This is a genomic window from Actinoallomurus sp. NPDC052274 (assembly GCF_040679475.1).
GTDB lineage: Bacteria > Actinomycetota > Actinomycetes > Streptosporangiales > Streptosporangiaceae > Actinoallomurus > Actinoallomurus liliacearum.
The window spans coordinates 350884-363786 of the sequence record NZ_JBFAUT010000001.1 but is presented as its reverse complement, the minus strand read 5'-3'; the positions used below and the strand labels follow the sequence as shown (position 1 = coordinate 363786).

At 72.1% G+C, this 12903-nt stretch carries 13 protein-coding genes; 11 read left to right on the top strand and 2 right to left on the bottom strand.

The genetic code is table 11. The features are described 5' to 3' along the window. Positions 1-97 precede the first annotated feature (97 nt). Complete coding sequence (locus AB0K82_RS01765; RefSeq protein WP_364391492.1) at positions 98-1549, top strand: glycosyltransferase family 39 protein; 1452 nt, start codon at positions 98-100, stop codon at positions 1547-1549. A 133-nt stretch (positions 1550-1682) separates the two neighbouring features. Then, positions 1683-2225, top strand: coding sequence for a dihydrofolate reductase family protein (locus tag AB0K82_RS01760; protein WP_364391490.1), 543 nt, complete (start codon positions 1683-1685; stop codon positions 2223-2225). Here the strand turns inward: AB0K82_RS01760 and AB0K82_RS01755 are convergent. After that, entirely contained in the window at positions 2202-2465 is a 264-nt protein-coding gene (locus AB0K82_RS01755) for a hypothetical protein (protein ID WP_364391488.1), read from the bottom strand. The genes AB0K82_RS01760 and AB0K82_RS01755 overlap by 24 nt on opposite strands. Before the next feature lie 126 nt (positions 2466-2591). Between AB0K82_RS01755 and AB0K82_RS01750 the strand changes: the two genes are divergently transcribed. From AB0K82_RS01750 to AB0K82_RS01735, 4 genes are all read left to right on the top strand, one after another. Next, positions 2592-3026: a DUF6234 family protein gene (locus AB0K82_RS01750; RefSeq protein ID WP_364391486.1), complete on the top strand. Its 435-nt coding sequence runs from the start codon at positions 2592-2594 to the stop codon at positions 3024-3026. 477 nt (positions 3027-3503) lie between these two features. After that, entirely contained in the window at positions 3504-3650 is a 147-nt protein-coding gene (locus AB0K82_RS01745; RefSeq protein ID WP_364391484.1) for a hypothetical protein, read from the top strand. Further along, positions 3631-4173 (top strand): DUF3105 domain-containing protein, encoded by a 543-nt coding sequence (locus AB0K82_RS01740; RefSeq protein ID WP_364391482.1) that lies wholly within the window; start codon positions 3631-3633, stop codon positions 4171-4173. The genes AB0K82_RS01745 and AB0K82_RS01740 overlap by 20 nt, the downstream gene beginning before the upstream one ends. 132 nt (positions 4174-4305) lie before the next feature. Beyond that, positions 4306-5544, top strand: coding sequence for a dipeptidase (locus tag AB0K82_RS01735; protein WP_364391480.1), 1239 nt, complete (start codon positions 4306-4308; stop codon positions 5542-5544). Between the two features lie 196 nt (positions 5545-5740). On the opposite strand, the gene AB0K82_RS01730 is transcribed toward AB0K82_RS01735, so the two are convergent. After that, on the bottom strand, positions 5741-7012 hold the full coding sequence (locus AB0K82_RS01730; RefSeq protein WP_364391478.1) for an MFS transporter: 1272 nt from the start codon (positions 7010-7012) through the stop codon (positions 5741-5743). 79 nt (positions 7013-7091) lie between these two features. Here AB0K82_RS01730 and AB0K82_RS01725 point away from each other — a divergent pair, with 79 nt between their 5' ends. The 5 genes from AB0K82_RS01725 (at position 7092) to AB0K82_RS01705 (ending at position 12899) form a co-directional block, all read left to right on the top strand. Further along, positions 7092-7634 (top strand): CGNR zinc finger domain-containing protein, encoded by a 543-nt coding sequence (locus AB0K82_RS01725; protein ID WP_364391476.1) that lies wholly within the window; start codon positions 7092-7094, stop codon positions 7632-7634. Positions 7635-7912: 278 nt separating this feature from the next. Beyond that, positions 7913-8755 (top strand): nitrilase-related carbon-nitrogen hydrolase, encoded by an 843-nt coding sequence (locus tag AB0K82_RS01720; RefSeq protein ID WP_364391474.1) that lies wholly within the window; start codon positions 7913-7915, stop codon positions 8753-8755. A 14-nt stretch (positions 8756-8769) separates the two neighbouring features. Continuing rightward, positions 8770-10176: a dihydropyrimidinase gene (gene hydA, locus AB0K82_RS01715; protein WP_364391473.1), complete on the top strand. Its 1407-nt coding sequence runs from the start codon at positions 8770-8772 to the stop codon at positions 10174-10176. Between the two features lie 14 nt (positions 10177-10190). Continuing rightward, complete coding sequence (locus AB0K82_RS01710) at positions 10191-11210, top strand: TIGR03842 family LLM class F420-dependent oxidoreductase (RefSeq protein ID WP_364391471.1); 1020 nt, start codon at positions 10191-10193, stop codon at positions 11208-11210. Positions 11211-11342: 132 nt separating this feature from the next. After that, a complete protein-coding gene (locus tag AB0K82_RS01705) occupies positions 11343-12899 on the top strand; it encodes an NCS1 family nucleobase:cation symporter-1 (RefSeq protein ID WP_364391468.1) in 1557 nt (518 codons plus the stop codon). The last annotated feature ends 4 nt before the right edge of the window (positions 12900-12903 follow it).

Genomic DNA, 12903 nt, shown 5'->3' with positions numbered 1-12903 from the left:
GACATGAGCGCCAGCAGCAGCCCGGACGCGTACGAGACGTGGCGCGCGTCGGCGTACGCGACCACCGCCACGCTGAACACTCCGAGCGACACGCCAGGTGCCGCAGCCGGTCGACCACAGCCGCTACATGGACGCCGCCCGGTCGTTCCCGTCCCGGCCGCCGAACCCCATCTTCGACCACCAGTACCTGCGGATCGGGCTGACCGCGCCGACCGCCCTGGTGATGAAGGTCTTCGGCTACTCCGAGGCGACCTACCACGCGTTCCCGGTCGCGGCGGCGCTGCTGCTGTTCGGGTCGGTGTACGCGATCGGCCGCCTGCTGTTCGGCCGGCTCGTGGGCGCGGTGTCGGCGGTGGTCCTCGGCTGCGTCGGAATCGTGGTCGTCGCGGGCACCGAGCTGCTGCCGGACCTGCCCGCCACCGCCCTGTTCACCGCGGCCGTCGCCCTGACCGTCGCGCTCCGCCGCGGACTCCTGCGCCACCGGCGGGTCTGGCTCGTCGTGATCGGTGTGCTGCTCGGCTGGAGCTACCTGGTCCGCGAGTTCATCGTGTTCGTCTGGCCGCTGGTCCCCGTGCTGTTGTGGCGGCGGATCGGGCGCCGGGACTCATTGTTCCTGGTCACGCCGGTGGTGCTGACGGGCGCGGGCGAGACGGCGTTCAACGCGTGGCTGTACGGCGACCCGCTCGCCCGCCTGCACGCCGGATCGGGTCTGGGCGACCTGCCGTCCCGCCCGGAGGTCGCCAAGACCTTCCACGATCTGCCGTTGTGGGTGTACCTGTGGCGGCTGCCGCAGCAGCTCGCCACGCTCCCCGAGGGACCGGGTCTGCTGCTCCTCCTCGCCCTGACCCTGGCCGCGGGCGCGGTCTGCGCCGTCCGCCTCGTCCGGGCGTGGCGCGGCGGCGCTCAGGCGGGTCCGGACACGCGGCGGGCCGGCGTGTTCGCGCTGTGGATCGCGCTGCTGTGGGTGCCGCTCACGCTCCTCGGCGGCGTGCTGAACCCGGCCCATCCCAAGTTGCGCCTGCAGCTCCTGCGCTACTGGTACCCGGTGTTCCCCGCCTTCGTGCTGGGCGGCGTCGCGGCGCTGTGGCTGCTCGGCCGCGCCGTACGGCGGTCGCCGCGGGCGCTCGTCCCCGCGGTGGCGGTGTGCTCCGTCGCGCTCCTCACGACCGGGCTCGCCGTGCTCGGCCGTCCGGGCACGCCCGGCTGGGCGGGCTCACCGCGCGTGTCGTCGGACGCGCTGCCGGAGTTCCGGTCCTGGCTGGCCCGCTCCGGCGCCCAGACCGTCTGGGCGGACACGAAGCTGTACCGCGTCCTCCCGATCTACTTCGTGAGCCGGACCGGCCACCGGGTGTGGCGCGGCCACCTGCGGCCGTTGACGAACGCGACGGGACCGGTGGCGGGCGACTACGTCGTGGCCTACAGCGTCGGCAGCGACGCCTGCCCCCGCTGCGGCGACGCCGCGAAGGCCGCGCTGCCCGGCATCCCGTCGACCTGGCGCCCCGTGCTCACCACCCACGACCACCTGCTGCACGTGTGGCAGGTCGGCTGAGGCGGCCCGCCCTCAGGCGCCCGGCCGCGCGCCTGGCCGGATGCGGTCAGTGACGCCGGGCGCGATGAGTTCTCGCCCGCCGTGCGGTCTGCACAGAGAACCACACGCGCATCCACACGAGAGTAGGTAGGTCATGGCGAAGATGCTCTACTCGGTCAGCATGTCGCTGGACGGCTTCATCGCCGGTCCGGGCGGGGACATGTCCTGGCTGACGCCGTACATCGGACCGAACCCGATGGTCGAGGAGTTCATCGCGCGGATCGGCGCTCTCCTCGTCGGCAACCGCACCTTCGGCGGCGACGATCCGCACCGGGGGACGGAGAAGGAGGGCAAGCCCTTCGGCGGCGGCTGGGAGGGCCCGCAGTTCGTGCTCACCCACCACGCGCCGGCCGGCCCCGTCCCCGGCGTCACCTTCGTCGACGATCTCCACAAGGGGGTCGCGGCGGCCAAGGAGGCCGCCGGCGACAAGTACGTCAACATCCTCGGCGCCGAGGTCGCCCGGCAGTGCCTCACCGCGGGACTGGTCGACGAGCTCCTCATCTTCGTCGCGCCGGTCCTGCTCGGCGACGGCGTCCGCCTGTTCGACCACGCCGGTGGCCACAAGGTCAAGCTCGAACGCATTCGCCAGAGCGAGGTCCCGCTCGCCACGAACCTATGGTTCCGCGTCGTCCGCTGAGCCGCGGCGCCATGCCGCGCAGCGCTCGACGTAGGCCGGGAGATGCCGGGCCGCGAACTCCTCGGGAGACCATTCGCCGGCTCCGGCCTCGGCCCGCGCGGTCCAGACGTAACTCCACGCCGCGCGGCCGTCGATGAGCGTGATGCGCGTCAGTTCATAGGTCGGGCCCTCGAACGCGTCGAGGGCCCGCCGATCCCCCGCGGTCAGCCCGGTCAGCAGGAACCCGTGGACGGTGGCCACGCCGGGCCCGCGAATCGGACGAGACGGGAGAGCCTGAGCGGCTGCCAGTGTCGATATCCGAGCGTTCCGCGGAGTCTGAGTACTTGTACTCTGCCGCGCGGGCGGCGGCGCCGAGATGCTGCTCACATGATCGACACGAGGCTCCCACCGAACACGACGGCGCGGACGGCCACCGGGGCGATGCTGGCCCTGCTCACCCTCGGGTGGATCGGCGGCACGATCGCGCTCTTCCTCGCGGCGTTCGATCCGACGTTCTGTTTCGAAGACTGTCGGATTACCGAGCAGGAGAGCCTTCATTCCGACCGCCTCCTGGTCGCCTCGGTCGGCTGCGCGGTCGTGCTGCCACTCGCGGCGGTCTTCCTCTGCGCGGTGACCCGGCGATGGGTCGCGGCCGTCGCCTTCATCGTCGTGGGGGTGCTGCCGGGGATCACCTATGGCCTGACGTTCGGCGTGGGTGCGGTGCGCGACATCCATCGGATCCAACTCCGCCATCCCGCGCCTCTCCCGTCGGGCTACTGCCCCTGCTACAGCGGTGGTGGCTGTCACTGCCCTGGCGGCTGATGCCGCGCAGGCGACCGGGCGGGCCCCGGCCGCCTGCGTGTGGACGCCCGCAGCAGCCCCCTCCCCCAAAGGAGACTGCTGCGGGCGTTCACTCCCCGCGACCCGGATGGACGGCTACACACAACCGAGTCCCGCGGCGGCCAGAGCATCGAGTTCACACGCGAGGTCGCAAGGGAATCGCAGCGGCGTTCTCGCCATGTTCTGGGTCTCACCGACGCACCAGCCGCTGATCGCCACCGGTTGCGACGGGAGCCCCCGCATCCACCCAAAATGCCGATTCCACGATCATCGGCGAAGCCGGCCTGTCCGCCGGGACCGACAGCTCGTCGCACTTGCCCGCACGTACCCGTCACCGGGGCGGAGCGTCGTCCCGGACGAGGCAATGTGCCACCTCGGCCCCGAGGGGCGAACTGCAGACCGAGGTGATGTTCACGCAGCGTGCGGGCACCCTCATCATGATCGAGCACCGGATCGGCCGTGCCCGCCATGCGCGCCGACCGCGTGGGGCTGATCGACGGCAGCCATCTCGCCGTCGGTACCCACGCCGAACAACCCACGGCGAGCCCGCGCTACCGCGAGCTCGCCGGCCACTGGAAGGATTCGCATGTCGAAACGCTCCCTTAAGATCGCGGTGATCGCCGCGGGCGGCATTCTCATCGCCGGAGGCAATGACGCCGCGTACGCCCGCGTGACACATGGTGACGAGCCGTACATCCCGGGCGTGCGGACATTCCACAACCTGTCCCGGCGGCACACGACCTCGCACATCACCTACCCGCAGGTCCCGCCCGTCGGCGGGCCCCACGCCCCGCTGCTACTCAACTGCGGTGTCTATCTCACGCCCGTCCGGCAGGAAAACGCCGTGCACTCCCTGGAACACGGCGCGGTCTGGGTCACCTACCAGCCCGATCTTCCCGCCGACCAGGTGGCGACCCTGCGCGCCCTCGTACGCGGGCGAAGTCATCTCCTGCTAAGTCCCTTCCCGGACCTTCCCGCACCGGTCGTGGCCAGCGCATGGGGACGGCAGCTCCGTCTCGACAGCGCCTTCGATCCACGCCTGAAGAGGTTCATCAGCGTCTACCGCGAAGGACCGCAGACACCTGAGCGCGGCGCTCCCTGCTCGGGCGGAGTCGGTCACCCGTCCTAACGGGGAGCCGCTTTCCCCGGTCGCCCCGCGTCCGGGGAAAGCGGCGGGGCACTCTCGTTTCGTATGGCACCAAGATCCCTTGGAATCAATCATCTAGGCTGGGAGCCGATACGAGACGATCACTTGAGCACGATGGGAACGCAGGCAGCGATGGGATATGTCGCCGATCCGGCCATGGTGGAGCGCGCCCGCGCGCTGCTGGCCCAGCACCCGGTGGTGGACGGGCACAACGACCTTCCGTGGGCCCTGCGCGAGCAGGTCGGCTACGACCTGGACCGTCGTGACGTCGCGGTGGACCAGTCCGGCCTCCTGCACACCGACCTGCCCCGGCTGCGCGCCGGCGGGGTCGGCGCGCAGTTCTGGTCGGTGTACGTGCCGTCGTCCCTGGCGGGCGACGCGGCGGTCAGCGCCACGCTGGAGCAGATCGACTGCGTACGGGCGCTGGTCGAGCGGTACGCCGGCGACCTGCGGCTCGCCCGTACCGCCGATGAGGTGGAGGCCGCCCGCGCGGAGGGGCGCATCGCCTCGCTGCTGGGCGCGGAGGGCGGACACTCGATCGCGTGCTCGCTGGCGACCCTGCGCGGCCTGTCCGAGCTCGGGGTCCGCTACATGACGCTCACGCACAACGACAACGTGCCGTGGGCCGACTCCGCGACCGACGAGCCGGTCGCGCACGGCCTGACCGCCTTCGGCGAGGAGGTCGTGCGGGAGATGAACCGGCTCGGCATGCTGGTCGACCTGTCCCACGTGTCGGCGGACACGATGCGGGACGCGCTGCGGGTGAGCCGGGCCCCAGTGATCTTTTCGCACTCCTCCTCGCGGGCCGTCTGCGACCATCCACGCAACATCCCCGACGACGTGCTCGAGCGGCTGCCTGCCAACGGCGGGGTCGCCATGGCCACGTTCGTGCCGAAGTTCGTGCTGCCCGAGGCGATCGCCTGGACGCGCGCCGCCGACGAGTACGTGGGCGCCCAAGGTCTCGACCCGCTGGCCACGACGCCGGAGGCCCAGGAGCTGCGGCGGGCGTACGAGGCGGACCACCCGCGGCCCGTCGCGACGGCCGCCACCGTGGCCGACCACCTGGACCACATGCGCGAGGTGGCGGGGATCGACCACCTCGGCCTCGGCGGGGACTACGATGGCTGCCCCTTCCTGCCCGCCGGGCTGGAGGACGTCTCCGGCTACCCGAACCTCATCGCCGAACTGCTCGGCCGTGGCTGGAGCGAGCCCGACCTCGCCAAGCTGACCTGGCAGAACGCCCTCCGCGTGCTGCGGGACGCCGAGGCCGTCGCCCGTGACCTGCGCGCCACCGAGCGGCCGTCGATCCTGCGGATCGAGGACTCCACACCGGCCCCGGACCCCGTGCGCTGAGACCCCGCCCGCTGAGACCCGGTCCGCTGAGGTACCGTGCGGCCGCTCAGTCCTCGGACGGCGTGATGCCGTCGAGGATCCCGGCGGCGTGGGCGCGGGCCGGCTCGTCGTCAGATCGACGGCGTCGACCGCCCCCTTTCGTCGCCCAGGCGGTCTACCGCTTCTACGCCTGACCGGGGCCCGGCCGGCCCAGGCCCTAGCCGGCCACGCGCCGCGGCGGGGCCGGCGCGTCGACCGGGTGAAGCGGCGTCGCCGCGCGGTCCCGGCGGCGACACGCCAGGCGGTCCGTGCCGGCGGAGAGGACCGCGACGGCCCCGACTCCGGCGCAGAGTAGGAGCAGCGTACGGCCGCCGAGGCCTGCCATCGCGCCGGCCGCGGCGGACCCGACCGAGGACACCGCGACCTTCAGCCCGGCACTCGTGACGAACACCTGCGCGCGGGCGGCGACCGGGGCGTACGCCGTGCGCGCGGTCAGCGTCGCGGTGAAGGACAGTGCGTTGGCGACGCCGATCAGCGCGAACCCGGCGAGGGCGAGCGGGAGGCCCGGGGTCACGGCACCCAGGGCGAGTGTGACGGCCAGGCCGGCGAACAGCCGGAACGCGAGCCGCTCGGGCTCCCCGCGCAGCGGGAACACCGTCACAAGGATGGAGCCGCCGAGGTTGCCCAGCCCGTAGGCGACGGTCAGGGTGGCGCCCGCGCCGGGCCGCGCCGTCAGGTGCGGGCCGAGCACGACCGCGATGACCGGCATCGCGCCCAGGCTCAGCGCGTTGAGCAGCGTCATCGTCGTCACCCGCCGCAGCGGCGCGGACCTGACCAGCACCCCCATGCCCGCCAGGACTCCCGGTGGGCGCTCCGCGGCCGGACCGGTGGAGTGTTCCCGAGGGAGGGCCAGCGTCAGTCCTGCGGCGACGGCGGCCGCGCCGCTCAGCCCGAGCATCGCGGTCAGCGGCCCGAACAGCCCCGCCAGGCCGGCGACCGCTGCCGGTCCCGCGGTGCCGCCGATGCCGTACGTGAGCGCGTCCCAGCCCTGGGCGCGGCGCCGGGCCGGGCCGTCCGCCCCGGACGTCCCGGGCAGCCTGCTGCTCATCCCGCCCGTGAGCAGCGGCCCGCCGCAGCCGGCCACGGCCACCGCCACGACCGCCGCCCAGACCGGGGACCGGCCGAGCAGCAGCGACCCGGCCGCCAGCGCCACCGCGTAGAGCAGGAACGCCGTCGCGAGCACCCGCCGGGCGTCGCGAGCCCGGTCCAGCCGACGGGCCGTCCAGGGCCCGAACAGGTGCGGCGCGCTCAGCGCGCCCGCCAGGAGGCCGCCGGTCGCCGCGGCCCCGGGCACCCGGAGTCCCGGATCCATGGCCAGCAGGACGAGTCCCACCGCCGCCCCGCCGTCGGCGCCCCGCGCGAGGATCGCCGCCGGAACGTACCGGACCAGTCCCCTGGCGATCTCCCCGTCGGGGTGTCCGGCGCGCACGGCCTCAGCTCCTTACGTCACCGCACAGTATGGTGACGCCACGGTGGCATGAATCCGCGTCACCGGTCAATATGGTGACGTGTTCGCCTTTCTTAGCGGTCGGCCCTGTCTCGACCTCACGACGACGCTCCGGGTCCGCCATCGCGAACCCGTCGAGACCCTGCGGACCCCGCGCGACGCCCGGGACTGGATCGAGCAGGCGGGACTGACCGAGCGGGTCGCCGTCGACGACACCGGCCTCGTACGGCTCCGCGGGTTCCGCGAGGTGATCCACCGGCTCGCCCGCGCCGCGCTCGCCGCCGCTCCGCCCGACCCCGCCGACGTGCGACGGCTCAACGAGGTCGCCGCCCGCCCACCGACGGTCCCCTGCCTGGTGGACGGCGCCGTCCGGCACCGAGGTGACCTCGACCAGGCGCTCTCCACGCTCGCTCGGGACGCCATCGACCTGCTGACCGGTCCGCAGGCCGGCCGCGTCCGCGAGTGCGCGCACCCGGACTGCAGCCGACTCTTCCTGGACGCCTCCCACGCGGGGCGACGCCGCTGGTGCGGGATGGCGGCCTGCGGCAACAAGTCCAAGTCCGCCGCCTATCGCCGACGGGTCCGGGGCGGCATGGGCCGATGAGCGACGCGCCCGGTCAGCGACATTCGGTCCAACCACTCGTGGGGCGACGGCCCCGGTGACATTCGTCGGCGGAAACGCGGAATTCACGCATCGCGTCCCTCGGCATAACAAACCCGTGAACGGGCATCGGCGCAGGTGACGAGGTGCAACGGGGCCGCCGGATCCCGTTACACGGTGGCACTGTACGGCGCGCCGGGCGGCTCGTAGCGTCAGCCGTCATAAGGGCAGGGAGTCCGTTTCTCCCCTGCGTTGCTCACGCTTTCCGAAGGGAAGATCCGATGAGCCCGATCGTACGCGCGGCCCTGGTCCAGGCGACCTGGACGGGTGACACCGAGACGATGATCGCCAAACACGAGGAGCACGCCCGCGCGGCCGCCGCGCAGGGGGCGAAGGTCATCGGTTTCCAGGAGGTCTTCAACGCTCCGTACTTCTGCCAGGTGCAGGACGCCGAGCACTACCGATGGGCCGAGCCGGTGCCGGACGGCCCGACCGTGCGGCGGATGCGCGAGCTCGCCGCCGAACTCGGCATGGTCATGGTGGTCCCCGTCTACGAGGTCGAGCAGTCGGGGTTCTACTACAACACCGCCGCCGTCATCGACGCCGACGGCACCTTCCTCGGCAAGTACCGCAAGCATCACATCCCGCAGGTCAAGGGCTTCTGGGAGAAGTTCTACTTCCGGCCCGGCAACCTCGGCTGGCCGGTGTTCGACACGGCCGTCGGCCGCGTCGGCGTCTACATCTGCTACGACCGGCACTTCCCGGAGGGCTGGCGCGCGCTCGGCCTGGCCGGCGCCCAGCTCGTCTACAACCCGTCGGCCACGCACCGGGGCCTGTCGTCGTACCTGTGGAAGCTGGAGCAGCCCGCCGCGGCCGTCGCCAACGAGTACTTCGTCGCCGCGATCAACCGGGTCGGCGTGGAGGAGTACGGCGACAACGACTTCTACGGCACCAGCTACTTCGTGGACCCGCGCGGCCAGTTCGTCGGCGACGTGGCCTCCGGCAAGGAGGAGGAGCTGGTCGTCCGCGACCTCGACTTCGGCCTGATCGACGAGGTCCGGCAGCAGTGGGCGTTCTACCGGGACCGCCGCCCGGACGCCTACGGCCCGCTCGTCGAGAGCTGAGAGGAGCCGACCGCATGGGGACCACCGTGATCCGCGGCGGGCTGGTCATCACCGCCGCCGACGAGACGAACGCCGACATCCTCATCGAGGCGGGCCGGGTCACCGCGCTCGCCGCCCGCGACAGCGAGGTCGCGCGTGCCTGGGCCGAGTCCGCCGACCGCGTGCTCGACGCCACCGGCAGGTACGTCATCCCGGGCGGCGTGGACGCGCACACCCACATGGAGATGCCGTTCGGCGGGACGTTCGCCGTCGACACCTTCGAGACCGGCACCCGCGCCGCCGCGTGGGGCGGCACCACGACGATCGTGGACTTCGCCGTGCAGACGGTCGGGGAGTCGCTGCGCGCCGGCCTGGACGCCTGGCACGCCAAGGCCGACGGGAGCTGCGCCGTCGACTACGCCTTCCACATGATCCTCTCCGACGTCAACGAGGACACGTTGAAGGAGATGGACGGCCTGGTCGACGAGGGCGTCACCAGCTTCAAGCTCTTCATGGCCTACCCCGGCGTCTTCTACAGCGACGACGGGAAGATCCTGCGCGCCATGCAGCGCGCCGCCGGGAACGGCGGGCTGGTCATGATGCACGCCGAGAACGGCATCGCCATCGACGTGCTGGTCGAGCAGGCTCTGGCCGCCGGCCGTACCGACCCGCGCTACCACGGCGAGGTCCGCCACGCGCTGCTGGAGGCCGAGGCCACGCACCGCGCGATCCAGCTCGCCCGCGTCGCCGGAGCGCCGCTGTACGTCGTGCACGTGTCGGCGACGGAGGCCGTCGCCGAGCTCGCCCAGGCCCGCGACCTCGGGCTGCCCGTCTTCGGGGAGACCTGCCCGCAGTACCTCTTCCTGTCCACCGACAACCTCGCCGAGCCGGACTTCGAGGGCGCGAAGTACGTCTGCTCCACGCCGCTGCGCCCGAAGGAGCACCAGGCGCACCTGTGGCGGGCCCTGCGGACCAACGACCTGCAGGTGGTCTCCACCGACCACTGTCCCTTCTGCTTCAAGGGCCAGAAGGAGATGGGCCTGGGCGACTTCTCCAAGATCCCGAACGGCCTGCCGGGCGTCGAGAACCGCATGGACCTCCTGCACCAGGCGGTCGTGGACGGCCACATCTCGCGGCGCCGCTGGATCGAGATCGCCTGCGCGACCCCGGCCCGCATGTTCGGCCTGTACCCCCGCAAGGGCACGATCGCGCCCGGCGCGGACGCCGACATCGTGATCTACGACCCGGACGCCACGCAGGTCATGTCCGCCGAGACCCACCACATGAACGTCGACTACTCGGCGTACGAGGGGCGGACCGTCACGGGCCGGGTCCAGACCGTCCTGTCCCGCGGCGAGGTCGTCATCGACGACCGGTCCTACACCGGCCGGGCCGGTCACGGCCGCTTCGTCGCCCGCGAGACCTGCCGCTACCTCGGCTGAGAAAGGCGCGCCTCATGGACTTCGGACTCGTCCTGCAGACCGACCCGCCCGCCTCGGCCGTCATCGAGCTGATGCGCCGCGCCGAGGGACGCGGCTTCACGTACGGCTGGACGTTCGACTCCGCGGTGCTCTGGCAGGAGCCGTTCGTGATCTACAGCCAGATCCTCGCGCGGACCGAGCGCCTGATCGTCGGCCCCATGGTCACGAACCCCGGTACCCGCACCTGGGAGGTCACCGCCTCGACGTTCGCCACGCTCAACTCGATGTTCGGCGACCGCACGATCTGCGGCATCGGCCGGGGCGACTCCGCGATGCGCGTGGCGGGCCGCCGGCCGAACACCCTCGCCGTGCTGGAAGAGGCCATGCACGTCATCCGCGAGCTCGCGGAGGGACGTACGGCGGAGGTCGACGGCACGCCCATCCACATTCCCTGGGTCGCGGAGGGCGCCCGGCTGCCGGTCTGGATGGCGGCGTACGGGCCGAAGGCCCTCGCCCTCGCCGGCGCGAAGGCCGACGGCTTCATCCTGCAGCTCGCCGACGTCTACCTGACCGAGTGGATGGTCAAGGCGGTCCGGGACGCCGCGGTGGCCGCCGGCCGCGACCCCGCCGACGTCGCGATCTGCGTCGCCGCCCCGGCGTACGTCACCGACGACGACTCACCCGAGGCCCTGGCGCACGCCCGTGACCAGTGCCGGTGGTTCGGCGGCATGGTCGGCAACCACGTGGCCGACCTCGTCAGCAGGTACGGCGAGTCGTCCTCCCTGGTGCCCGAGGAGCTGACCGACTACATCAAGGCCCGCCAGGGCTACGACTACGCCCACCACGGCCGCGCCGGCAACCCGGACACCGCGTTCGTCCCGGACGAGATCGTCGACCGGTTCTGCCTGATCGGACCGGCCGAGGCCCATATCGACAGGCTCCGGCGGCTGCGGGCGCTCGGCGTGGACCAGTTCGCCGTCTACGACATGCACGACGCCAAGGAGACGACGATCGACGCCTACGGCGAGACCGTCATCCCCGCGCTGACCGGCTGACCCGCCCGCGGCCGGCGACCGTCCCCGGGCGTGGCCGGTGGATCTTTTCACAGCGCCGCGCAGCCGGACGGAGATCCACCGGACACGCCTCAGGCCCTCCCTCTCGTTTCCGTCCCTCCCGAGGAGCCGCGCATGACCGCCACCTCGCCCTCGCCCGCCGAACCCACCGCCTCCGCCGGCCGCGTCGAGCTCCCCTACGCGGCCGTGCCCACCGGCCCGTACGCCAACGAGGACCTGCTGCCCGTCCCGATCGCCAAGCGGAGATGGACGACCTACAACTTCACCGCCCTGTGGGTCGGCATGGCCCACAACCTCGCCTCCTGGACACTCGCCTCCAGCCTGGTGGCGCTGGGCATGGACTGGAAACAGGCGGTCCTCACGATCGCGATCGCCAACGTCGTCGTCCTCGTGCCGATGCTGCTGAGCGGCCACGCCGGGCCGCGCTATGGCATCCCGTTCCCGGTGTTCGCGCGGGCCTCATTCGGGATCCGGGGCGCGAACCTTCCCGCGCTGGTCCGCGCCGCAGTCGCCTGCGCCTGGTTCGGCATCCAGACCTGGATCGGCGGGTCCGGCATCTTCCTGCTGGCCGGCAAACTGTTCGGCGACTGGTGGACCGGCGCCGCGCACGTGGGCGGCTATCCGTGGACGCAGTGGCTGTCCTTCGCGCTGTTCTGGGGGCTGCAGATCGGCATCATCATGCGCGGCATGGAGACGCTGCGCCGGTTCGAGAACTGGGCGGCGCCGTTCGTCATCGTCGGCGCGATCGCACTGCTGATCTGGATGAGCGTCAAGGCCGGCGGGTTCGGCCCGATCGTGCACCAGCCGTCGAAGCTGGGGTGGGGCTCCGGCTTCTGGAAGGTCTTCTTCCCGGCGCTCATGGGCATGATCGGTTTCTGGTCCACCCTGTCGCTGAACATCCCCGACTTCACGCGGTACGGCGCGAACCAGCGCGCGCAGTTCTGGGGCCAGACGCTGGGGCTGCCCACCACCATGACGGCGTTCGCGCTGCTGTCGGTGCTGGTGACCTCCGGTTCGCAGGTGGTGTACGGCAAGGCGATCTGGGACCCGATCGAGCTGACCGCCCGGCTCGACAACTGGGCCGCGGTCCTGTACGCGCTGGTCACCGTGCTGATCGCGACCATCTCGGTGAACATCGCCGCCAACGTGGTCTCGCCGGCCTTCGACCTGTCCAACATCGCGCCGCGCCACGTCACCTTCCGCACCGGCGCGCTCATCACCGCGGTGATCGGCGTGGTGATCTTCCCGTGGAAGCTGCTGGCCAGCCCGCAGGCGTACATCTTCACCTGGCTCGGCACGGTCGGCGGCCTGCTCGGCACCGTCGCCGGGATCCTCATCGCCGACTACTGGGTGCTGCGGCGCACGCGGCTGGACCTGGCCGATCTGTACCGGGCCGAGGGCCGCTACTGGTACGACGGCGGCTGGAACTGGCGTGCCGTCGCGGCCTTCGCGGTCGGCGGCGTCCTGGCCATCGGCGGCTCGTACTCGGCGCCCGGCACCGGCCCGTTCCCGGCCGGCGGCCTGATCCCGCCGCTCAAGCCGCTCGCCGACTACGGCTGGGCGGTGGGCCTGGCCTCGGCCTTCCTGCTGTACCTCCTGCTGACCCGGCTGTTCCCCGTGACCGGGCGGGCCGTCACCGCGACCGCACCGGTCGAGGGCGCCCCGGCCTGACGGG

Coding starts and splice junctions, on each gene's coding strand:
- AB0K82_RS01760 (WP_364391490.1), top strand. CDS start 1,683: ATGGCGAAGATGCTCTACTCGGTCAGCATGTCGCTGGACGGCTTCATC.
- AB0K82_RS01705 (WP_364391468.1), top strand. CDS start 11,343: ATGACCGCCACCTCGCCCTCGCCCGCCGAACCCACCGCCTCCGCCGGC.
- AB0K82_RS01740 (WP_364391482.1), top strand. CDS start 3,631: ATGTCGAAACGCTCCCTTAAGATCGCGGTGATCGCCGCGGGCGGCATT.
- AB0K82_RS01720 (WP_364391474.1), top strand. CDS start 7,913: ATGAGCCCGATCGTACGCGCGGCCCTGGTCCAGGCGACCTGGACGGGT.
- AB0K82_RS01710 (WP_364391471.1), top strand. CDS start 10,191: ATGGACTTCGGACTCGTCCTGCAGACCGACCCGCCCGCCTCGGCCGTC.
- AB0K82_RS01750 (WP_364391486.1), top strand. CDS start 2,592: ATGATCGACACGAGGCTCCCACCGAACACGACGGCGCGGACGGCCACC.
- AB0K82_RS01735 (WP_364391480.1), top strand. CDS start 4,306: ATGGGAACGCAGGCAGCGATGGGATATGTCGCCGATCCGGCCATGGTG.
- hydA (WP_364391473.1), top strand. CDS start 8,770: ATGGGGACCACCGTGATCCGCGGCGGGCTGGTCATCACCGCCGCCGAC.